The organism is Rhodococcus sp. 05-2254-5, from assembly GCF_002258575.1.
Classification (GTDB): domain Bacteria; phylum Actinomycetota; class Actinomycetes; order Mycobacteriales; family Mycobacteriaceae; genus Rhodococcoides; species Rhodococcoides fascians.
The window spans coordinates 139159-161629 of the sequence record NZ_NOZG01000001.1 but is presented as its reverse complement, the minus strand read 5'-3'; the positions used below and the strand labels follow the sequence as shown (position 1 = coordinate 161629).

The 22471-nt window shown below is 63.0% G+C and carries 20 protein-coding genes; 5 read left to right on the top strand and 15 right to left on the bottom strand.

Features of this window, described 5'->3' with window-relative positions; translation table 11 throughout:
* Positions 1–18 precede the first annotated feature (18 nt).
* On the bottom strand, positions 19–159 hold the full coding sequence (locus CH278_RS27295; RefSeq protein ID WP_155290127.1) for a hypothetical protein: 141 nt from the start codon (positions 157–159) through the stop codon (positions 19–21).
* Positions 160–530: 371 nt separating this feature from the next.
* A complete protein-coding gene (locus CH278_RS00700; protein ID WP_032375864.1) occupies positions 531–1088 on the bottom strand; it encodes a TetR/AcrR family transcriptional regulator in 558 nt (185 codons plus the stop codon).
* Positions 1089–1151: 63 nt separating this feature from the next.
* Between CH278_RS00700 and CH278_RS00695 the strand changes: the two genes are divergently transcribed.
* On the top strand, positions 1152–2516 hold the full coding sequence (locus CH278_RS00695) for an MFS transporter (protein WP_052047230.1): 1365 nt from the start codon (positions 1152–1154) through the stop codon (positions 2514–2516).
* Positions 2517–4194: 1678 nt separating this feature from the next.
* Positions 4195–4395 carry a hypothetical protein gene (locus tag CH278_RS00685; protein WP_141216650.1) on the top strand — a complete coding sequence of 67 codons (201 nt, stop codon included), beginning with the start codon at positions 4195–4197 and terminating at the stop codon, positions 4393–4395.
* 787 nt (positions 4396–5182) lie between these two features.
* Here the strand turns inward: CH278_RS00685 and CH278_RS27165 are convergent.
* From CH278_RS27165 to CH278_RS00645, 8 genes are all read right to left on the bottom strand, one after another.
* Positions 5183–6058: a hypothetical protein gene (locus CH278_RS27165; RefSeq protein ID WP_141216649.1), complete on the bottom strand. Its 876-nt coding sequence runs from the start codon at positions 6056–6058 to the stop codon at positions 5183–5185.
* An 89-nt stretch (positions 6059–6147) separates the two neighbouring features.
* Positions 6148–6903 carry a hypothetical protein gene (locus CH278_RS00675; protein WP_032375861.1) on the bottom strand — a complete coding sequence of 252 codons (756 nt, stop codon included), beginning with the start codon at positions 6901–6903 and terminating at the stop codon, positions 6148–6150.
* A 103-nt stretch (positions 6904–7006) separates the two neighbouring features.
* The gene (locus CH278_RS00670) at positions 7007–7648 is read right to left on the bottom strand and encodes a DUF6461 domain-containing protein (protein ID WP_141216648.1); all 642 of its coding nucleotides are present in this window, start codon (positions 7646–7648) and stop codon (positions 7007–7009) included.
* Between the two features lie 191 nt (positions 7649–7839).
* Complete coding sequence (locus CH278_RS00665) at positions 7840–8307, bottom strand: GNAT family N-acetyltransferase (RefSeq protein WP_032375859.1); 468 nt, start codon at positions 8305–8307, stop codon at positions 7840–7842.
* A 669-nt stretch (positions 8308–8976) separates the two neighbouring features.
* The gene (locus tag CH278_RS00660) at positions 8977–9885 is read right to left on the bottom strand and encodes an aminoglycoside phosphotransferase family protein (protein WP_032375888.1); all 909 of its coding nucleotides are present in this window, start codon (positions 9883–9885) and stop codon (positions 8977–8979) included.
* A 237-nt stretch (positions 9886–10122) separates the two neighbouring features.
* Positions 10123–11526: an MFS transporter gene (locus CH278_RS00655; protein WP_032375858.1), complete on the bottom strand. Its 1404-nt coding sequence runs from the start codon at positions 11524–11526 to the stop codon at positions 10123–10125.
* A complete protein-coding gene (locus tag CH278_RS00650; protein ID WP_306436679.1) occupies positions 11523–12101 on the bottom strand; it encodes a TetR/AcrR family transcriptional regulator in 579 nt (192 codons plus the stop codon). Before CH278_RS00650 ends, CH278_RS00655 begins: the two co-directional genes overlap by 4 nt.
* A gap of 37 nt (positions 12102–12138) precedes the next feature.
* Positions 12139–13131 (bottom strand): DMT family transporter, encoded by a 993-nt coding sequence (locus tag CH278_RS00645; RefSeq protein WP_230596115.1) that lies wholly within the window; start codon positions 13129–13131, stop codon positions 12139–12141.
* A gap of 74 nt (positions 13132–13205) precedes the next feature.
* Between CH278_RS00645 and CH278_RS00640 the strand changes: the two genes are divergently transcribed.
* The 3 genes from CH278_RS00640 (at position 13206) to CH278_RS00630 (ending at position 15259) form a co-directional block, all read left to right on the top strand.
* Entirely contained in the window at positions 13206–14087 is an 882-nt protein-coding gene (locus tag CH278_RS00640) for a LysR family transcriptional regulator (protein ID WP_032375856.1), read from the top strand.
* Positions 14088–14233: 146 nt separating this feature from the next.
* Positions 14234–14473, top strand: a complete 240-nt coding sequence (locus CH278_RS00635; RefSeq protein WP_032375855.1) for a hypothetical protein — start codon at positions 14234–14236, stop codon at positions 14471–14473.
* A gap of 132 nt (positions 14474–14605) precedes the next feature.
* The gene (locus tag CH278_RS00630) at positions 14606–15259 is read left to right on the top strand and encodes an HAD family hydrolase (RefSeq protein WP_032375854.1); all 654 of its coding nucleotides are present in this window, start codon (positions 14606–14608) and stop codon (positions 15257–15259) included.
* 101 nt (positions 15260–15360) lie between these two features.
* Here the strand turns inward: CH278_RS00630 and CH278_RS00625 are convergent, their stop codons facing one another.
* From CH278_RS00625 to CH278_RS00605, 5 genes are all read right to left on the bottom strand, one after another.
* Entirely contained in the window at positions 15361–15765 is a 405-nt protein-coding gene (locus CH278_RS00625; RefSeq protein WP_032375853.1) for a hypothetical protein, read from the bottom strand.
* Positions 15755–17902 carry a hypothetical protein gene (locus CH278_RS27755; protein WP_032375852.1) on the bottom strand — a complete coding sequence of 716 codons (2148 nt, stop codon included), beginning with the start codon at positions 17900–17902 and terminating at the stop codon, positions 15755–15757. Before CH278_RS27755 ends, CH278_RS00625 begins: the two co-directional genes overlap by 11 nt.
* On the bottom strand, positions 17899–19731 hold the full coding sequence (locus CH278_RS00615; protein WP_143536190.1) for a hypothetical protein: 1833 nt from the start codon (positions 19729–19731) through the stop codon (positions 17899–17901). The genes CH278_RS27755 and CH278_RS00615 overlap by 4 nt, the downstream gene beginning before the upstream one ends.
* The gene (locus CH278_RS00610) at positions 19728–21236 is read right to left on the bottom strand and encodes a hypothetical protein (RefSeq protein WP_141216646.1); all 1509 of its coding nucleotides are present in this window, start codon (positions 21234–21236) and stop codon (positions 19728–19730) included. The genes CH278_RS00615 and CH278_RS00610 overlap by 4 nt, the downstream gene beginning before the upstream one ends.
* A gap of 246 nt (positions 21237–21482) precedes the next feature.
* Entirely contained in the window at positions 21483–22319 is an 837-nt protein-coding gene (locus CH278_RS00605) for a hypothetical protein (protein ID WP_015586180.1), read from the bottom strand.
* Positions 22320–22471: the final 152 nt, after the last annotated feature.

Below are 22471 nucleotides of genomic sequence, written 5' to 3'. Positions count from 1 at the left end.
GGGCGATGGGTGTTGTTGCTAGCGCTGTCTGCGGTGTGCCTTGGCGAGTCGGACTTGGCGTGTGCACGCCCGGTCCGAGACCAAGGGCAGCAGCAACCGAAGTTCGCGAAGAACTCCGGCGACTGCGCCGAGCAGAACAGCGTTCAGGACGAGGTCCATGACGCCACCTCCGCTTCTGGGGTGGAATGGCTGGCGCTGAAGTGCCAGCGTGACCTGCCGCGTTCTCGGGGCAGGAGCTTGCGGCCCGACAACGGGCACGAAAAAACCCGGCCTCACGAATCGGGAGCCGGGTTGTCGTTGTCGGACGAGATTTGGGCACGAAAATACCGCGCGGTGGACATTACCCTGTGGATAACTCGATCCGCGGCCCTTCCGGCTGTGCGTTCGCAGATATTTCGGTTCGGGCAGTTGAACGATCACCGCCGTGACTGCTCGACCGGAGAGTCACGATCAGCCGACATCCGGAGCTCCATCGGACGCGGTCAACGCTCCGCGTGGCGACTGCCGACGATCGCTGATCAGGCCCCTGACTACTTCAGGCGTGCGACGAAGTCGGTGATACAGATGCGCGCTTGCTGTTGTGTCGTGTGCCCGGCCATGACCAGCGACCCCAGTCCGTGCATGAACGCCATGCACTCCGTTGCCAGATCCGTCGCCCGACGTCCGCTGATGCCCGGGCTTCGGGTGTGGCACAGATCGGTGAGGTGGTCATGGATCGCTGTGAGGTGCGCGCGATACGCATCGGCGACTAGGGATTCGGTTGTGATGGAAAGTAGTTCGAGCGACACCCCGACGCGGTGGAGCGAGCGGCTGGCGTCGTCGGTCGGTAGGGCTTCGAGAAGGAACTCCTCGATCGAGGGGTTCGGGTCCGCAGAGGCGTGCTGCCACCGTTCGACGCTGCGCCGGGACAGCCGGCTGAGTGCCGAGTGGAGGAGCTCGTCTTTGCTGTTGCCGTAGTACTGCACCAGCCGGAGCGAGACACCTGCTTCGGCCGCGGCGGCACGCATGGTGACCGCGTCGAGTCCTCCGCGGGCCAGTAGTCGTTCGACCGCGTCGAGAATCTGCGTTGTTCGTTCCTCGGTGGCCATTCCACACACCTCCCGTCCTTGATACATTCGTATCACTTATACGGATGTATCAAAGGGGGGAAGATGAGCTCGCGTCGTGCTCTGTGGGTCGCATCGATCGCTCAACTCGTCGTCGTGGTGGACGTGTCGGTCGTCAATGTGGCACTGCCCTCCATCCAGGACGACTTGGGTCTGGGTACTGCGATGACGTCATGGGTGGCCACCGGGTACAGCGTGGCGTTCGCGGGAGCGTTGTTGGCGGCCGCGCGGCTGGCGGACTCGTTCGGTGCGGCTCGGGTCGTGTTGTGGAGCACGGTCGCGTTCACGTGCGCCAGCATCCTGGGTGGCCTGGCTGTGACCGGACCGATGCTGGTCGCTGCTCGTATAGGCCAGGGAATGGCTGCTGCAGCGTTGTCTCCGGCCACGTTCACGTTGCTGACCGTGACGTTTCGCGAGGGCCCTGATCGGACTCGGGCGATCGCCCTGTGGACTGCGGTCAGTGTCGCAGGCGGCGGGGTCGGCAACATCCTCAGCGGTGCACTGACCGAAGTGTTCTCCTGGCGTGCAGTGCTGTTGATCAATGTGCCGGTCGGGATGTTCGTCGCCGCCGCCGCCCGCCGCCTGCTCGCCGCACGAGGACCGGTCGCTGGCACCGGGGTGAGGTGGTCGTCGGCGGCAGCATCGATGTTCGCATTCGGTTCGGTCGTGTATTCGCTGTCGATGTTCGCCGACGACGGCCGACTCTCCGGTCCTGTGCTGGCGGCGTTCGCGATCGGTGTCGCCTCGGCCGCGACCTGGATGCGTCTGGACCGACGAAGTGAGTCACCGTTGATCCCGTCGAGTCTGTGGCGTCGACGGAACATAGCCTTGGGGACGACTGCGACGGCGCTGACCGCGGTCTGTTTCCAGGTGGGTATCTGGTACTTCCTGACGTTCCGATTGCAGCAGGACTGGCAGTACAGCCCGATCCAGACAGGTCTCGCGTTCCTTCCATTGACGGTATCGCTGATGGCGGTGAACCTTGCGCTCGTGCCTCGACTTCTCGACCACATCGGTGCCCGCATACTGATCTTCACCGGGGCTGCGGTTGCCGCGGCGGGGGTGTGGTGGATCGCGGACGCGCAGACAGGTGCGTTCTGGAGTGCCGTAGCCGGTCCCTCGATTATCATCGGAATCGGTGGAGGCCTGATGAATACGCCACTCGCTACTGTCGTGACCTCGGGAGTACCGACAGAGCAAGCAGGGGCGGCATCGGGCCTGATGAACACCGCCAAACAATTCGGCGGCGCGGTCGGACTGTCCGCTGCAGCGGCCGCGACCACGATCTCCCACAACGAACGAGCACCGTATCTGGTGATGGTGGCCGCACTGGCAGCAACGGCTGCGATCATCTTGCTCACGCGAGCCCCTGCTGCAGGCGATCTCACGCCGCGCCCGAACGTGAGATAACAACAGTGGCAAAGTCATTCGGCCCTGAGGGTAAGCGAGGGTACCGGTGTGAGTGCAACGAGCACTGCCACCGCTGCGGGAATCACCGCGAATGCGAGGACGACGGGGTGTAGCTCCCTGCCACGTCATGGCCCACTGACAGTGCGAGCGGCCCGAACGCGGTGAATCCCACAGCGATCATCGTCGATACTCCGCGTATTCCGCCGACGTGCGCGGCACCCGCCCACCCGAGTCGGCCGTATCATACGATGCCCGCGAACCATGACAATCTCTGCTGTAGAGCGACTTTCATTCGGCATGGAACTGGTCGCGCAGTTGATGCTGAACGCAATCACCCGTCGTCCATGCGGTCTGGGACTGGCCCGTGAACGGTTGCGTGTGCAAACGAACCATGTTTCACTGAGGGAAATAAACCGCTCGGTCTGGCGGGGGATGTGGATGAGTGCAGCTACCGCCTCACGGCCCAGCCGTCCGCGTTCGATACCGGATATCGCCCGCAGGATCTCGGTTTCAGCCGTGTACAGGCCACCACAGCAGGGGTGATGCATGTCGCAATTGATACTTGGATACGACGCCTCGTGCGGATCGTGCTCTCGGGCAAGCGCACGTATACAGGATCTGCTGGGCTCGAAACTGACGATCAAGCCGTTGACCTCGTTGTGGGACGAGCGCCGCGAGGTGTTCGGGGATACCCCGCCGTGGGCTCCTACCCTCATTGAGTTGCAACCGAGCGGGCAAGTTCGTGGGTGGGCGGGTGTAAGGATGGGACCCCGCCTCACTCGTGAATTCGGTGTCAAACGCTCGATGCAAGCACTTCAGGTTATCGGCGAAGAGATGCCCGCGCGCAACAGACGGTTCGACAAGACTGCCACGCACGGTCGAAGAAGATTTTTGGGAGGCGTTGCGGCTGCCGTAGCAGGCTTGACGCTACTGAGCCCGATAGCATCCGCTCGAACGCCGTCTCGGGCACCGCCGAAGGCGACATCCAAACAATTGACCTATTCCGAAATCAACCCGGACGACGTCAATAGGATTCTCAACGCCCCGGATTCGCGCCGGATCCTCGATCCGACAGGCTTGTTCGATGAGATCAGCACCGCAAGTAGCGACCCGAGTTCATGGTGGGTCACCGATAGCGGATCCGAGTACCCCGCAAGCCAACGTTGGGTATTCGGTATGAGTCTCGACGAGAGTGGTACAACGCTGGCAATCGCTGACAATACAAGTAGCCAAATATATCGGCTTTATGAAACGTCCTCAGCGGCGACCGCAGATCGTGGAGCGGAGGCTCTCCAGTTCGGCGACGGTGCGAGCGGCGAGGGTTTGACTGTGCTCGGTGTAAGTCACAACGGTGAACAACCCGGAACCGGCAACCTCGAACGGGCAGCCACAACCGGCTCGTCATGTACCGGATGCGTGGGTTCCGGCGGTCCGGGAGATTTTTCGACGCGGGAAGTGCCTGTATGCAACTCCAGCATCAATGCAGGCTGTATCTTGAGCACACTCGGGTGCGCGGCATGTGTCGCCTCGTGCGCAGGCAGCCCTTTGTCTTGTGGGTTCTGCCTCGCCGTGTCCTGCGGAGGCGCAATCGCATCAGCGTCCGCTTGTTGTGACGGAACGAGACCTCAATTCAGTGTTACCGGTGCTCGAGTTCCCTCTAGAGTCCGAGGAGTTGACGGTGAATTTTCCGAGCGGGAAAAAGTGGATTTTCTTCTGGTCGGCGCTGGCGTTGCTGTGGGCCGTTGTCGCGGTGATTCGAGCTCAGGGCGGTGAGTTTGCGGTCTGGCCATGGGTGGCTACTGGCTTGTTTGCTGCGGCCGCAATTCTGACCGGGCTTCGCACATTTCGCCGCAGAGGTGAAACGAGCATGAACTCGTGAATCTGTAGGGAGCATCCCCGACGCGGGCATTCATCGTCGATGCCCCCAAATCCGTTGTCTCCAATGCTCGCCACCGCTGGGCCGCTCCCGTCCGGACCGGCCTGAGTGTGGGAATGGAAGCGGGACGGCCAACGCGGGGTCAGCGTTGTCGACGGCACATCCCGGGTGAAACTAGTCTTGCGCAACGGAACCGACATGTCCGCCTCGTTCCCGGATGTGGCGGCGACCTGACAGATCACATCCCCTCCCCCGCGCAAAGACCGGTCAATTGGTCAACGGGAAACCGTAGCTACAAGCAAGCCAATCGCCGGTCCCGGTGCGTGCCCATGCGAACAAGGTGCCCTCGACGGTGGTATCCATGGCGAGGCCTTCGGATCTCTCGCCTGTCCGTCACAGTTGCTGGGGTTTGACTGTTCAGCGACAAAATCGCCGTCCAACCTACCTTGTCGGTAACCACACACGCGCAGCGCTAACGGAGGCAGGCGGACGACCACCACAAACTTGTAGTCGAGAAATTCCGCTGATCGCGGTTAGACCTCGATAGTACGACCTCAAAGATGCCCATGATCGTGGGACTGAGCGTCGTTAATCCAAAATTCGAGCGTCACCAGCGTTTTGCTCGATCGTCACCGGGGTTTGATCGCCAATTAATATGGTCGCGAACTTTAGCGCCGGTGGCCCTGCTCGCCCGACGAGGACATAGACCTCATCACCGTCGACCATCGCTACTCTACGAAAGCTCGAACGAACCAGGTGCCTGGTTGGCCTTCAGAAAAGTTGCACCCTCTCACGCGACTAATTTCAGTAGCTTTTGAGATCCTCGACTGGCGGCTTGGTCCCCATGAGCGCTTATCCAGGCCTCGACGATATCCAATATGGATGTACCAAAACTGAGCTCCATGTGGGACGTCATTGCCGGAATCTCCAATATTTGGCGCGCTATCGATTCCGCATCATCACCCGGTTTCAAGCTCACCTGAATACGCGGGCCGCTCGGTCCAGACATATCCAAAGACTTACGTCCAGTCCGACTATGGATTTGCATCTCTAAGGGGCGTGGATCGGATCCCGGGGGGATACCGTTTACCATCAATTGGCCATCAATGAGCGCGACACGGCCGTAGAAGGAAAATTTCACCTTTTCGCCCGCAAACAGCTCCGGCCAATCGCCGTCAGCATGGGCGTTAGCAGGAGTCCACATCGCGTTAAGTTCGATAGCCTTCGCAGGATCGCTCCCTGCTTTACCGGCAAGCAACATAGCGACCGTACGCGGGTCAAGAGGAGGCCTGCTTCCACCTCGATGTAGATCCCCGTTGATTAAGTCGAAGGGGATTGGCGCTTCGCCAGACTGCTCGGCTTTCAAAGCGTGTTTACCACTTGGCGAGAGGCTGCATCTGGTGTATTCAGGCGGCGCAGCAGGTTCGCTCCATAACCCCATATTGCCGTCGGCTACGATGAGCGGCAGTGGCATGAGGTAGTCGTGGCTAAGTGCACATAGAGCGGCATATGTCGATGCCGGCTGGTAAGCAGGAACACCTCGGGCCATGGCCGACAGTACTTCCATACTTCCTTTTTTACCGTTGCGGTCAACCGCTCCGGCGAGCGATAGCTCGAAAAGATCGAGCCCAGCCTTTCCCAGCGCAATCGGGATCGTATCAGTCATTGTGCATTCCTACGGTTGCCATACGCGACTCGTGTGGGCCCGGGTGGCGATATCGACACCCGGGCCCACACCTTCAACACATCGACAGTCTACGTGTTTCCTTCAACGAATCGGCACGGCCTGACGGGGCCACAGGTCACGCGGTCAGATTGCGACGATCCCAATCCGAACAGATTTGCTGTCAGCCAACCCCTTCCCTCCGCCGCGATGTAGATATGGTGGATGTCCCAGAAGTATCTCTTATCCTCGGACGGATAGGGCAGCTTGTCGAAACCTTCGTCCCAGTAGGGCTCAAAAACAGTCCCGTTCAAAGCGGGCACGCCGAGGTTGTATTCGGTGTCATCGGCGTACTCATATATGTCGAGATCACTCATAAACGGCCGACGATCCTCTCGGATCCTCAACTGAAATCTGAGTTCGATAGGTACCTCATCTTGGAATCCTACCGAGATATTCCCGCTATGGTTATAGATGGAAACACGCATACTAATCGAGGTCGACCCGTTTGTACCGTCTGAATAATTCCAGATTATTTGTTCGTAGTTTGTCACGGAGTGCGAGTCATCAATTCGAGCGCGCGGCATTATTTCAGGTCCCTCACGCCCCTCCGGAAGCGTGCCCCTGCCGTCTGGGGTCTGTGCCGGATCGTCGGGATTAATCTCCTCACCAGTAGATGTGTCGATCACAGTCGCACTCGGGTCCGAATCATTCTCAGTGGGGACGGTGACAGTCAAGGTGTCGCCGAAACACGTCCAATCAAATCCAGTCCCATAATTTTCCATGGCGTAGTCGGTGCAAGGAGTTTGCATTGGCGTTGCATCTGGCTCCTGCTGTGCAGTGGCCATCGGAGCACTGAGGGCAAGCATCGACGCGCATACTGAGCTTTTCAGAACAGTTGCGCATCAACATGCGCAGAGCGCGTCATCGACGCGACACGTCATCGAATGATCACCAATGCAGTTGGTCTGGCGTAGCGACGGTGGCGGTGAACTGCGTCGTTTCGAGCAGCTCGCGTGTGATTCGGACACCGGTGAGTCGTTCCGCGAGCGCGAACGATCCCGCGACGTGGTGGAATTCTCTACCCGGCGTCTCGTCGAGGTCGATTCCGCCCACCTCACCGATCAGCGCGATGATCTCGGCGCGTGCATCAGGTGCCTGGCGGTCGGCGAGTACCCCCACTAGGTCCGACTGCGGCAACAGTGGCTCGAACGTGATTCTCAGAACACCCCGCGACCACCACTCGAATCTGTCCGCCCCGTGGACCACAACGTCGTGGGTCGTGACGATCTCGGACATCGCCGCCGAGATGCCGAGAAACCCCGGCGTCTGGAGCAGCATCGTCCACCCGCCGGCGACCTCGGCGACTGACAACAGTTGGGTGTTCACGCCATCGACATCGTGCCGCTCTCTCAGGCCGGAGCCCTTCCGATATGCGGCTTGGGCGCCGACTACCGTCAGTCGGTCGTCGGATGCCTCGAGGCTGGCCAGAACTTCTTCGGGCGTGCTTGTTGCGATGAGCGCCAAGCAGTAGCCGTCGGAGGTGAAGACCCCGAAGTCCTCGACCCAGAGGTAATCACGATAGTTGGTCACATTCACTCCTTATCAGGTCCTGCAGCAATAAGCCGTCAGAATCGAAGAGGCCGACGGCATCACCGATCCCACGCGTAGTCGTGAGGCTCACATCGTTCACCTGCTGGATCGATAACCTGATGGCCGTCCTTGAGTTCATGCGGTTCGGCCCACGCAATCGGTGCGGAAACTGCTGAACAGGATTGAGGAGTTCAGAGCTGCTTGCGCATCTTCACACTTGTGGTTTCATAACCGGCTGACTCGTAAAGCCCGCGCGCGACCGCATTGAAGCCGAACACGCTCAGTCCCAGCGTCCGCGCGCCCTGCGCCCGTGCATGGTCTTCGGCGAGCTGCATCGCTGCTCGCCCATAGCCCCGGCCTCGGTGCTCGGGCTCGATTACGACATCCCACACCCACCAAGAGCTGGCGTCGTCTGAGTTGTCACGGCCAATCCAGAGGTATCCGACGATCTGGCCGATGTCGTCAACGAGGTCGAACACAGTGTTACCCGGTGTGGGAGCACCCGCTGGGAAAGCACGCTCGAGAGCATCACTGGAGTGCTCTTCAGCGGCGCGTGGCGTCTCACCTGTAGCGATCAGGTCCGTCTTGTACTCGCTCTGGCTCCGTTTCAGCCATGAGGGAAACCGTTGAAGAGTGATCGGGACGAGTGTGATCGACATGTCGACAGTCTGACAGCGGCCTCGCGCCGACCCTCGACAGTGGTAGAACGAACATGCGAAAAGGACAAACGATGCAGAACGGACAGTTGCCACAGCGATAGGGGTCGGCCGAATAGTCTGGGGTGCGACCACAGCGCTCGTACCGGCCCGTGTTCATGGTGCCCTCGGGGTCCACTACCCGGGACCAGACCGCGGCATCTGGATCAAGGCATTCGGCGTCCGCGACATTGCGCTTGGCGCGGCGGCCCTTCACCCCGATCAGACCGTCAGGCGATTAGTCCTGCAGGCAGGTATTGCGATTGATCTCATAGACGCGGGGGTAGTGATCGCGGCCGCCCGCAATGGCGTCCCCTCTCGAGCGGCCGGGATAGGGGTCCTACTCGCGGGCGGTACTGCGGTGGTTGCAGCCCTAGGCCCGTCACTGCTTCGCCGATCAGGGCAAGGCACGCGCTGACACCGCAACCCTCCGTGCGCGTTGTCACCTACTGGGGTTACAACTGGTTCCTAACAGTTGCTCAATTCGAGCAGATCATACGTCGACTGAACGCGATCGTGACTTCATTTTCAACGAAACTAGTTCTCCTGAAACCAGATTGGCGTAGGTGGCGTATCCTCCTTCGTGCTTTTCGGTGATCTGGTAGCGGTAGCCGAGCATGGTCGAAACGACGGTCAGGGGGCTTGGTCGAGCTCCCCGTCGCCAAGTACACGGTCGAGTGTGGTGCGCCCGATTCGACTCATGGTCGGGTTACTGTCGAGGTAGTACCACACCAACCCGATTGCTTGTTCGAACGCCCATGCTTTGCCGCGTCGCCATTGCTCGTCGTCGACACCGAGTCTGCGCCGCAACACCTCTCGCGGTCCGGCGTCGAGCAGGTGCCATGCTCCCACGAGATCGAGGGCTGGATCCGCAGCGGCCAAACCCCCGACATCGAGCACACCCGCGAGGCGACCGTCGGCAACCAGGACGTTTCCGGGCATCAGATCGCAGTGGTTCATCACATCCGGGCTGTCTCCGCGAGGTAGCTCACGCCATTGTGCCCACGCCTGCGACAGCGACGCCACATCCATCAGTCCGGCGCTGCGTGAGATGCACTCTCGTACCCAGTCGTCGTGAGATGCGAGGTCGCCGCCACGCCCGCAGCCGTTGTAGGTCCGACCGCCTGAGGCGATACCTCGCACCTGCATGATGAACTCGGCGAGGTCCTCGGCGAAAGGCTCCGACTGAGAGAGATCGCCGGTCGTTGCGGGGTCCCCGTCGATCCATGTCTGTACCGACCACGGCAGTGGGTAGTCACCGCCGGGCTCGCCCAGGGCCACGGGTTCAGGCGTGGCGAAGCGCGTGCTGCCGGCAAGCTCGCGAGCGGCCTCCAACTCTGCGAGTACTTCCGCTCGCGTCGTGTCGACATCATGGGCTTCGAGCCGGAACCGGGCCACGAGATCGGTACCGATCCGGAAGATCGCGTTTTCCGTGCCGCCGGCATGCACCTGGTCGAGCGCGAGGTCGCGCCAGTCGGAGAACTGCGTGTCGATCAGTGCGCGCACGGTCGAGATCGAGATCGTCACCTGGTTCGGATGCATGTCCACTCGTGCCAGTCTTGCGACCGACGGATTAGCCGTGCAACTGGTTTTGCCCGCTCGGCCCGGTTGCGCTGCCACGGTTTGTTGCGACGCACACAACGGCAGGGCCGTGCGACGTGGCGGGTGGACGCCAGTTCGATAGCGTGCGGGACCGGATCGTCGAGCCCGGCCACGTATCACGTTGTGCGGCAATCCCTGTCGCTCGACACGCGTTGTGCAGAATTGCGCACAGGCTTCTTAAGTCGACTGGGCGCGTGACGCTACGGGCACCCGGCGGTGCAGGGCGACACAGGTAATGACGGTGACGACCATGATGGCGGCGCCGATGCAGGATGCGATCGTGTACGCGCCGTCGATTGGGAAGGTGTCGGTGGTGCCCGCCGCGAGGACGAGTCCGCCGACGGCGCTTCCGAGTGAGAACCCGACACTGCGGACGACCTGGTTGACGCTCATCGCGCTCGACGTCTCTTCCGGGTCCGTGACCGCGAGGATGACGCCGGGCATCGCGGAGGAGAAGGATCCGACTCCGAACCCGAGCACCGCCATCGCGACGAGGAGTTCGGCGATGTTCGACCGAGCGGCGGCGAAGACGACGAAGCCGGCGAGTACGACGGCAGCCCCGGCCGCGAGGGTCAGTGGGGCACCGAGGCGACGGGCCAGGTGTGGGGTGAGTTTGCCGGCGGCGAATCCGAGTGCGGAGAACGGGACGAGGACGAGCCCGGCGACGAAAACGGTCAGCCCGAATCCGTAGCCGGCAGACAGTGGTGTTTGGGCGTAGCGGGTGATCAGCGTCAGCAGCAGGTACATCCCGACCCCGCCGACGAACATGGCGACATTCGCCCCGGCGACGGCGGGGTGCGCGAGCAGCCGAACGTCGACCAGTGGTGCCGCGGTGCGCCTTTCGACGATCACCCAGACTGCGAGTAGGACGGCGGCGGCGAGGGCCAGGAGCGCAGCGAGCGGGAGGTGCTCGGTCCACAAGTGCGTCTGACTGGCCAGGAACAGGACCAGGAACAGAGCCGCTGCCAGCAGGAGAGCGCCGGGTATGTCGACGCGGGCGGGCCGTCCCGGCGGCGGCGACGGGATGGTGCGCAGCGCCGCGGCGAAAGCGATGATGGTGACGAGGACGCCCAGGCCGTACGCGGTGCGGAGACCACCGATCTCGGTGAGCAGTCCGGCAAGCGGGTAACCGATACCGATACCGATGGTGGAGGCGACGGACAGCAGCGCAATGGTGGAGGACGCTCGGTGGTCGGGGAGGTGATCGCGGGCGACGCCCATCATCAACGCGGTCAGGCCCAGTCCGGTGCCCTGGGCGGCGCGGCCGACGAGCAGCCACCCGAACGGTAACGGGAGCACGGTGAGGACGCTGCCGGCCACGACTACGGCCAGGGTGATCAGAATCGTGGTCCGGCGGTGCGGTCCTGCGCCGAGCCGGCCCAGCACCGGGCCGGCGATCGCGCCGGTGAACAGGGTGATCGTCAGCGTCCACTGGGCGGAGGCCAACGACACGTCGAGTGTGGTTGCGACACTGGTGATCAGTGGTGCACCGAGGCTGCCGACAGCGGCGACGACGAGCGCGATGAACATCAGCGTCGGGATGAGCGCTCGCGGCGGCGTACCGGCTGCGGGGGTGTTCATCGGTTCGTCTCGGTGGTGATGTGGTCGAAGAGCCCGGGTTGGATGCGGGTCTGGATAGCTGTGGCCCACGGTTCGTCAAGATTCGGAACCTGGAGGGCAGCAGCGTTGTTGAGGAGCATGCCGAAGGCGAGGAATGCTTTGACGGTGACGTCGTCGAGGCCGGTGATGCCGGCGACGGTGGTCCACATGCGTCCGAAGCTGTCGCGGACCGCACCCTGGACGTCGGGGTCGCCGCACGCGGCGAAGCCCTGCAGCTGCAGCAGCAGAGCCGTGCGGTCGCTGAGCATGTCGTGGTAGCGCGCGCCCATGGCCGCCAACGCGTCTCGGCCCGTGTCGTCGCCGGCCGCCTCGCGCATCGCTTCTGTCAACCGGTCGAACGAGGCGACCATCACTTCGGCGAACAGTGCCTTCTTGGTGCCGAAGATTCGGAAGATGTACGCCTGGGTGATCCCGGCTCGCCGGGCCATCGATTCGGTGGACGCCCCGTGCAGTCCACCGGCGGCGAACTCCTCGGCGGCGATGTCGAGGATCTGGGCGCGCCGGTCGGAGCCGGTCATCTTTCGTTGCTGCCTCACAGGAGCGAGAATACACCCGTTAGTTACTGGTCACTAACTAGTCACACGGCCGCCAGCCAGGATGCTGTTTCCCTGCCCAGACGCTGCGCACACCCCGGCGCAGGCCACGTCGTGGGTGCGCCGAGTGTCGGTTGGCGGTCCATACGGCGCCGACGACGACGGCGGCGCCGAGGAGTTGCAGCCAGGTGGGGCGTTCGTGAAGAACGAGGAATCCGAAGACGATGGCCAGGACCGGTTGCAGGAGAAGCAGTCCCGCGATCGTGTTCGTCGGGAGATCGCGGGATCCGACGCTGACGAACAGCCACGCCGCGACCTGACCCAGCAAGGCCAGGGCGATCATCCACGCCCAGGCTCCGGCGGTGATCGTCAGGTCGAGATCACCGAGCGGAGCCGAGATGACCCCAGCCGTCACCGCCGCGGAGGCAGTGGCGACACAGATCGGGGTAATCGTGTGCTTCGGGCTGCGTTGCCCGGAGCGCCGATTGAGAAACAGATACCCCGCATACGCGACCCCTGCCGCGATGCCGAGGATCGATCCGCGCACCGCGCTGCCGCCGCCGGTGTCACCCGCCGGCCCGATCACCGCGCCGGCGAGGGCGACACCGAGCACCATCGCGGGTGCCGTCACCACGAACCGTCGAGGAACAGCCGTCTTGTCGACCACCAGGGCGAGCAACGGGAGGACGACGACCTGCACGTTGATCAACACGGTTGCGATGGACGCTCCGACGTCGAGGATCGACTTGGTCCACATCACGTAGTCGGCACCCAAGAAAACCCCGGCGACGATCGCCAACGGGTACAGCGGTATCGGCATCGCGCCGCGACGACGCACCTCCCACACCGCCAACGGGACGAGAACGACCAGCGCCAGCGCGCAGCGCAGGAACGCTGCGGTACCGGAGGTGACGTCGGCGAGCTTGACGAACGTCGCCGACAACGACAGCGACGCCGCGCCGAGCACGACCAAGGTCGTCGAACGTCCGAACCGCGGTTCGCTGTCAAGGGTGGCGCTGGCTGTGTATGTCACGTGTTCAGCGAACCAGCACCCCAATTGGTAAGTCTAATTCGTATTACTCGGTTCGATTGCGTAGTCTCGCTTCGATGTTGACCTGGGATCGTATGCGCGTGTTCGCCGCCGTCGCCGAACACGGATCGGTGACGAAAGCCGGGCACGCGTTGCACATGAGCGGATCCGGGGTCACCCAGCACATCCGCAAACTTGAACGCGAAGCCGGCACCGCACTCGTCGAACCCGACGGCCGCACGATCCGCCTCACACCCGCCGGCCGCGTGTTGGCCGTACGGGCCCTCGAGATGGTCCAGGTGGCAGACGCCGCTGCCAGTGACGTTGCCCGCATCGACACCGAGATCGCCGGACTTGTGCGGATCGGCGCAGTGGCGAGCGCTCTACGCCGGCTGGTCGTCCCCGCCCTCGCCGAGATAGTGCTTACCAATCCGATGCTGACCCCGCAGGTCGTCGACGGCGAAGGCGTCCACCTTCTAGCGCAGTTGGAACGACGCGCGCTCGATATCGTCGTCTTCGAATCCTGGGACATCCGGCCCACGGCACTCCCGAAAGGTGTGCACGTGCAGACCCTGCACACCGAGGAAGTCCACCTTGCGCTGCCATCAGCGAGCGGATCTGCGGCGCGGGTGGATCTTTCGGGGCTCGGCGACGCCGTGTGGACAGTGTGTCCGCAGGGATCGGACGCATACGCAGCGACGACACAGGCGCTGCGCGATTGTGGGGTCGAGCCGCGGATCGCGTACGAAGTGTCCGACTACGCAACCCAACTCGCCTTGGTCGAAGCGAACCTGGCCGTCGCACTCTTCCCGGTGACGGCACGCGTCCCCACCGCGGCGGTCACCTACGCACCCACCACGCCGGTCATCACCCGGTCACTGCGCATCGCCACCTCGACCGACCTGCCGGCCGTCACCGCACTGATCGCCGCGCTCACACGGTCACTCGAGACCAACTGAACGACCTTTGAAAGCTCACACGACGATCGCAGGACCAACAACAGTGCGAAACTGCTTCTCAGCAAACCGTTTTCGGCCAATCGAACCGCTCAGGCCAGGGTACGCACTAAAGGTTACCCATCGCGTCCCCGGATACGATTCTGGTCGTGAGGCAACAGCGGCTCGCCAGCGTGAAAATATCCCATGCCGTTCTCACAGTGCTTGTCTCAGTGGCTCTGCTGGTAATGGTAGGCATGCGCTACGACCAGCCGCAGATCCTGTCGGGCATGAGTGGACCCGATGAACTCGTGGTCGGCGGCATGTCGGCCCTGCTCCTGTCTGCGTGCGGGCTTGCCTGGTTCTTAAAGACGCTCGGCTTGGTCGAGCGGCGAGAGCGGTCATGGTAGACCGTTGTTCCCCCTGTCTTGGTAGGCCTCGCCCTGGTTGTGTGCACTGCGGTGCCGACCGAGTAGTCGGACCCAACCTCGTTTTTGACGCTGGTCGCGGTGCGAAACTGCTGGGCCAAGTATCTTTCAGTGATGACGCTACGAGGGATGGTGTTCTTCGATATCGACGGAACGTTGGTGCCCTCGATGTCGAGCGGGAGCTTTCTGGCGGCACACATGGGACACCAGCACGAACTCGATGACGCTGAACGACGTTACGCAGTCGGGGAATTGACAAACGAACAGGTCAGCGTCATCGACGCCCGAGGATGGCGCGGAGTGGACACGAGCACCGTCGATCGGTGGCTCGACGACTTACCGGTGATCGACGGGGTCGACGACGTCACGTCGTGGTGCCGCAGTCGTCGGATCGAGCCGGTGCTTGCCTCGTTGGCGTGGCAGCCGGTCAGCAGCGCGATCGCGAGGCGGTACGGTTTCACCACCAATGGCGGTCCACAGGTGGGGATTTCAGAATCGGTCTATGACGGCACGGTGGCCGAGCATTTCGACGAGTTCGACAAACGTGACCGCGCGGTAGCGCTGGCGGGCGAACGGGGGATACCACTGCACCGGTGCTGCGCTATCGGTGACAGCCGTTCGGACATTCCCTTGTTCGAGGTTCTTCCCGAATCGCTAGCTCTGAACGCGAATACCGCCGCCCGTGAGGCGGCGACCGCAGCACTCGATACCCGTGATCTCACTGCGCTGCTGCCGTGGTTGCAGCAGTGGGAACAACACCTCGATTGACGTCCTGACCTGCGACCGGTGTTGGTGGTGGCCGAGTACGGTATGGCCATGAGTGATGCATGGAGCAACATCTCGCTGGCCATGCACGCGACGTTGACCGGTCAGTGCCTATGAGTGGTTATGTGCGAAAGCTTGCCCGAAGGTGACTGTTGACTTGTTCTGTTGCGTTCGGTGGTCAGTTCGTGGATGACCTGCGCGTAGATGTTGACTTGTTTCCGCAGCCGATTGTTTTCTTGCCGAAGGCGATCGTTCGCCGCTTCAGCTGTTTTCGCGCGTCTATCGAGGTCTTGGAACGCAGCTGGCATCTTGCCCTGTGTTCGTACCCGTTGTGTGAACTGTTCGGCGAGGTCGGTGTGTTTGTGTGTCAGGACCCATCGCTTGACGTCGGCTTCGACGGCAAGCTGGACGATGCTCAGGGCACCGGTCGAGCGTTGCGGTGTGCCGTCGAGCAGCCGCGTGATGGCTGCCTCGATCGCATGGCGTTCCGTCGTATTCTCATAAGTCATGATCGTTGCCTTCGCGGCGATTGTGTTGAATGACAGCGTCTTCGAGTCGGAGTAGTTGTTGTCGTTCACGTGCAGCACGTATCGGTGGTGCCAGAGGATCGTCGACCAGGATGCGGAGAGTTTCGATATCGGTGGTGAGTTCGTCGATATCGCGGTCCGTGCGGGCGATGTTGACGCAGTTGGGTCGGCAATCGGTGAGGTCGGGGGTGCGGCGGGTGTCGGTGTCGTCTCGGCTGAGGTGGCATGCCGCCCGGCGCGGGTCGAAAACGCAGGTCATCCCGTGTCCCGGGTAGATTTGCAGGTCTGGGTTGGCGAGCAAGGTGCGTGCATCGCTGCTGGTGCGTAGGACGTGTCCGGCGAATCGTTGCGCGCCGTCGACGCGGTGCCGGTAGGTGTGTGCAGCCGGGCCGCTGACATGTTCACCGTGTCGAAGGTGCTCGTCCGCGTCGGCGAGGAGGTCGAGTCGGGCGAGCCACTCCTCGAACGCCAGGTCGTCGGGGAACCCGGAGGCGTAGCTGCCGGCGTAGCCGACGGTCATCTGCACTTTCAGGTGACCGTATTGGATCGCGGCAGCGACGAGGCCGCGTGGTTTGCGGGCGATGAACCAGGCCAGAGTGCGTCTCAGACGGCGGGCTGGAATGCTCGGATCGGTCGGATCGGGTGGTATGACGTCGGTGCGGCCGGTGGCTGCGCAGTAGGAGTCGACCCAGCCGATCATGTGGGCGATGTCGGTGTTGATGCTGCCGGTGGTGCGGGCTTGTCCGGTCCGGAACTGTCGTGGCCCTGAGTTGTGTTCGCCGAGCATGTGCGGGAACAGCAGCTGGTCGTGGTGAAGGTTTTCCAGCACACCGATTGCGGTCGCGACGGGTTCGGCGACCACCCAGGGGTCGGGACGAATCTGTCCTTGCGGCACGGTGGAGCCGCTGGCGTCGTGTACCCCCTTCCAGTGTCGACCACGAATGAGCAGCAAGCCACTGTCGGGATCACGCTGCAGGCATCCGCGTTCGAGGGTGAGTACCTCACCGGTCCGCATGCCGGAGAGGTAGCCGATGACGATGAAGCAGGCGGCGGTGAGGTGGCGGGCCAGCTGGTGGGCTTCGCGTTCGTCGATGGAGTCCCTGCACCATAGCTGCCCGTCGAGCGTGCCGGTGGCCGGTATCAGCAACGGTGCACCTTCGCAGATCGGCAGCCCCGACCGGCTCAGAATGTCGAGGATCTCCGGACGGCGGAGTGCGTCGGGCGCGGTGTCGAGGAGCCGGGCCAGATAGGGCAGGTGATGGATCAGTTCACCGCTGCGACTACGGATGCCCGGTAACGGGCGACCCATATCGCGATACCTATCGATCAGGGTCTTCAGATCGGTGACTAGCTCACCTGGGCGGCGCCGCACCCGGTCAGGCCGTAGACGGGCCGGCAGCATGCGTCGGTGGAGCCGTTCGTATTCACCAAAGCCGGCCGTGATGTCGTCGGCGAAGTCCTCTACGAACCGCAGTGACCACGCCAACAAGCTGTTCATGGTGTCAGGATGAATGCGTGGGGTTCGGATCTCCACATGGCGTGAGGCTTCGAGCAGCCGGTAGATACGTTCGCCATTCCACGGCGGTGTCGGCGGGAGACGATTGGATCTCGGGACGAGTGCCCGGTAGCCCCACATCTTGATCACCGCGGCGAGGAGGTCCTCACGCTTGGCGTACGTCGTCTCCGCGGTTTTGACGTGCACCAGGTAGTCGTCGAGATCGGCGGGGCTGACCTGTGTCAGCGAGTGACATCCACGCGATGCCAGCCAGTCGGTGAAGGCGCGGGTGAACCGGAACATAGTCGAGATCGTCAGCATCGCGGGTGTGCCCCCACGATGATGTCTGTTGACAGTGGCGTCGTCACCACCAGGGTTGATCATTGCCCAGTACAGGTGTTTGAGAGCGAGCACGAAATCGGGGTGCACGGACCCGAAGTTGAGCGAGGTGCTTCGTGCGTGCGGAGCCAACAACGCAGGTGTCAGAGTCCACCGTTCGTCACCGAAACGGGAGAGTGCGGTTACATCGGTATCGGCCCGTAATGGACGGTTTTGCAGCACAACGGTTTCCGGTCCCGGGAACCTCGCATCGCCATTGTCGGTGAGGACGCTGGTCGCGGTCATCGGATGTCCAGGTTGCGCGCTAGAAACATGGTGACCAGAGTTCGTTGTTCCTCACTCACGTTTATGCGCGCCTCCTCGATGACGGTGTCGGGGTATCGGCTCATCACATCGGCGAGTTGAGCCACGGGGCCTGCGAATCGCTGCGCCCACCGCAGCGGCGTCATCTCCTTCGCCTTGTTTTGCAGTCTGTCGTGGACTTCGGCGATGACCGGTAGGTGCTGTGGAGTTGCCCGCGCGCACGGGCACGACAAGCACAGCAGAAACGATGCCGTGCACGGCTGCCCCACGGGGGCGTGTGGACTGTGGGTGTTGTCGACACAACCGGCAACAACGGTGTCGAGACGGCCACCCAACAGGTCAGTCAGCACGCTGGCGGTCAGCCCGACTTGAGCGGCGACTGCGCTCGGATCGGTGCGAGCGTGTTCGATTTGTTTCGCGGTCAGGCTGCGCATCACCGCAGTGCGCCGCGCTTCGGTGACCTGCTCGTCGAGGGTGGTAGCCACGATCTGCTGATATTCCGCGAGATTGCCGCGATGCCGGGCGAGATAGTCGTTGGCGAGTGTCTGCTCGGTGTGTGCGACCGGTTGCTGGTGCTGTTCGAGCCAGTTCATCCGTAGTCGTCTGCTGTCGAGTCGCCGCGGTACAGGCTGACCGGTCTCGTCGACCGTATCACCGAGCACACCGCGTGCTTGTGCCCATTCGCCGAGCACGTTGCGGCGTAACCCTGGCAGGAACAGCATGCCGTTCTTCGGCGTGAAATAGGCGAACAGCACCTCGGTTTCGGCGCGAGCGCGCACCGGTCCGCAAATATCGTGAACGACCTGATACACCGCGTACGCACTGGACAAGTCGAGCCGGGCTGGAGCGGACGCGGCCGCTTCGTGCAAGGCGATGCTCTGGTGGGCGTGATGTCGACCGCGTCGGGGTTTGATCGTCTCCACGATCGCCGTGCGGGAGGCTCCGGCGTCGCCGTCGGGCCTGTGATGCCGTGCTGGGAGCGTGGCGATCGCGGACAGGTTGTGCCCGGTCAGACAGATCAACAACGCTGCCGCAGCGGCGACATCCTGGGGTGTGGGATACAACTCGGCGAACAACACCGCCGTCCCTCCATGGGCGGTGGAAAGATTGTGTCTCGAACCGTTCGCGTACCGGGGCACTTGGTCGTGGCGGTCGATGTGATCGAGTAGCCACCCTCGCTCCCAGCCGTGTTTGTCGAGGTCCCGATCGATCTCCCCGGCCCTCCACCGAGCCAACAGAACACGACCTCCATGAATCCGGTGGACGCATTCGCGCACATGCGATTTCGCTGCTGCCGTAATCCGTGTGAACTCTGCAGCACTGTAGGCCTGGAACTTCTGATTTCTCGAACTGATCTGGGTGCGATGCATCCTCGCAGCGAAATCGTCGGGCACATCGCTGGCATGTCGCAGCAAGCTGCGCAGATTGATCACCTGTGTTCGACGGTTCGACACCCGTTGCGCCAGTACATACTGATCCCAATATGTCCCGTGCAGCTGCGCCGGCGTCGCCGGTGACCGATCTGCCGAGTCCAAGTATCGAGCGAACGACCGTGCTGCGCCGAGCAATGTCCGTGCCGATGCCAATGTTCGGGCGGACCCGCTCGGCCCGGTTCCTTTCGCGAGCGCTGCGGTAAGCCACTCACGCATCGCCTCCCCAACCGGCAGGTCGGAGAGGTCGAACGTGGTCGGGCGGCCACCACGCTCTGGATGGAAAACGACCCGACAACGGTTGTCCCCCAACGGATCTTGCCGTCCGGGAGACGTGTAGCCCAGGCCGGGCAGCTGGGCTCGACGGCCTTGTGCGCTCACGAGAGCCCTGCATCGGCGAGCGGGTCGGTGATCACCCGAGGGTCGGTTCGGAACAGATCCGTCAGCACCCGGTCCATGGCCGCACCGTGCGCATGCTCGATCAGTAACGAGACGTCCAGATCGCGGAACGGCTCCAGATAGGTGTTCATCGTGGTGGCAACATCGGCGTGCCCGAGAAGCGTCATCACGAAGTACCAGGTGTCACCGAACTGTGCCCGGTAGTCCCTCATCTCCTCGGCATCGAGGTGCGCGAAGCGCCGCTCGTACAACAACCGACCGACCGAGAACCACCGCAAAGCGAACGAGTGCCGCAACATGTGCGCGGTCGCGGCCAACCCGATCAAACCTTCACGCTCGACTCGCCGGTTTGCGGTGACGAACGTGTGCTGCCAACCATGCGGTATCCGCGGCATGCCGTCCTCGTTCACCCACAGCGACGCCGGGCTCAGCCCGCCTGCATCGTCGTGAAACAGATACAGCCGTGCGGCCGGGTCGAGTGCGTCCAACGACACCACGGATTTGGCACCGCCACGGTCACGGAGTTCGAGCCGCCGACCACCGAGCAATCGAACCACGATCCGGCGCTCCAGGATCCGGTCGTAACGGCCCTCCCGACGTGCTCGCCGTACTGCTCGGGCTCGTTCGCCCTCCACATAGGCACGTACGTCAGTCAACGTTTCGCGAGGCATCCAGAACCTGCGACCTCGGCTGCCCTTCGCACAGGCCGCCGCCAACCGGCACGTCGTGAACCCCCGGCTGGCATCGTCGACCGGCAGCTCGACCATCAACACACTCGCCCACTCCGACAACCGCAGCCCCGTTCCGTACAGGCCGTCGGCGAACGCGGTGTCGCGCTGCGCGTTCCGGCCACGCCACCCCTCCGCTTCTCGACCACGCCGGTCCAGACCACGCAATCCGATGTCACGCCATCGCCGGTACCCTGCTGGGTCGAGCCACTTCACGTCACGATCACGCACCACGTGCGGAGTCGCCTGATATGCCTCGGTAGCTATTTCTCTGGGTCGGTGACCGCGGACTGCCACGCGTAGCACCGGATTCGTTACACCATAAGTGCGGTGTGCCCACTCGTAGAACGTGCTGATCGCGACCAGATCCGATCTGACGGTGCCACCTGCAACGCGTACCGGGTTTGCCGCATCGGTCATCCGCCAGAACTTGAACGCATCGATCTGGTCGGAACCTGCCTCGTGCCAACGACATTCGATCGCGTCGAGAAAGCCCACCCACGTCGCGAGTGTGAACGCATACTTGCGGACCGTCCCATGCTTGCAGCTCCGCATCCGGGGCGAAGCGAAGAACTCGTCGACCTCCGGCACACAGTGGCCATCCGTACGCAGCAGAAACGGTTGTCCCGCACGCGTCCCATGCCGGCGGGCCCACTCCGGCAACGAGGGCAACCCTGCAAGCACCGGATCGTCGACGGCATCAGCCGACGAACCGGCTGGATCGCACCAGAACACCTGCCACCGACAAAGATCGACCATTGCGATCCACCGTATCTGCAAGCACCACGCTGGCGGCCCGAAATCAGTCAAATCGATTGCAACAACAACACTTCACTGGCTAGAGACCTTCGGACCGGACTTTGAGCGGCACCCCGTCACGGAAGGATCCTCCAGACGAGCCAGCCACGGTGAGCGCGACGCTGACCAAGACTCTCTGAGGGGGATCGACAACGAGGCGTGTGGGCGGATCGAAAGTGACGGGCCAGTTCTCGTACATCTCGGGGCTCACTGCACGACCGCCAGACCGTGTGGCCGGTGCAGGACGGCCGCGTCGACGCTGCTCGGGATCCACCGCAGGCCCTGTTCGCCGAACGTGGGCGCGGTGAGGGTGTAGCGGCCGGTGCGCTCGGCGATACCGCGCCCGTGCACGGTGGTCTCGAGGGTGATCGACCGGATACGGCCCCTGCCCTGCTCGATTCCGCCGTACGCGACAGGCCGCGAGGAGACTGCCAGGTCGAGACCGGGCATGCGTCCGTTCGTGATCGCGAGAATTCCTGCGTGCGTACGGTTTCGGGCCAACAGGGCACGCGCCCGGGTTGGCGGAACATCGCGTCCGTGCACGGTCGTCACGACCAGATCGAGGCCCTCGATACAGAGGCTCGCAGCGTCGAGGGGGTCTGTTTGGCCTGGGTCGATCAGGTGGATTTTCGACAGGTCGCCGCCCTGCTCGTGGACGGCGAGGAGTCCGAACTTCGACTGCCCGATCAATGCGACGTGGTGGCCGGCCGCGCTGGCTGTAGCGACGAGACCGACGAGGATCGATCCGGCACCAGTAATCGAGATGGCCGTTCCGCGGGCCAGCGCACCGCGTGGGAGGAGTTCCGACAGTGGCGTGGGCACGGGGATGGTGCGCAGGGTCTGTGAACGCACAGGGCCGCTGAGGGTCTGTTCGTCGGCGGGCGGGGCCGTTGGCTGAGATGGGGCGAACAGGGATGCGTCGACGGGCTCGATGGGTGCGTGGACACGTCGTCCGGGGATCGCGGCCATGCTGCGTCGGAGCGCGGCGAGCTGTTCGGCCTTGCCCAAGCCGGTGAGGTCCCCGATTGCGTCGACGGTGGCCATGTGGATCGACCTTTCGCGCGCCGATAGGAACCACCACACCGTATCGAACGCATGTTCGATTGTCGAACGTGCAGGTGGGCGCGTTCAGCGGTGGAGGGTGCGAGTGTCGAGGGCGTCTGCCGTGAAGGTCCAGGCGAGATGCCGGTATAGGT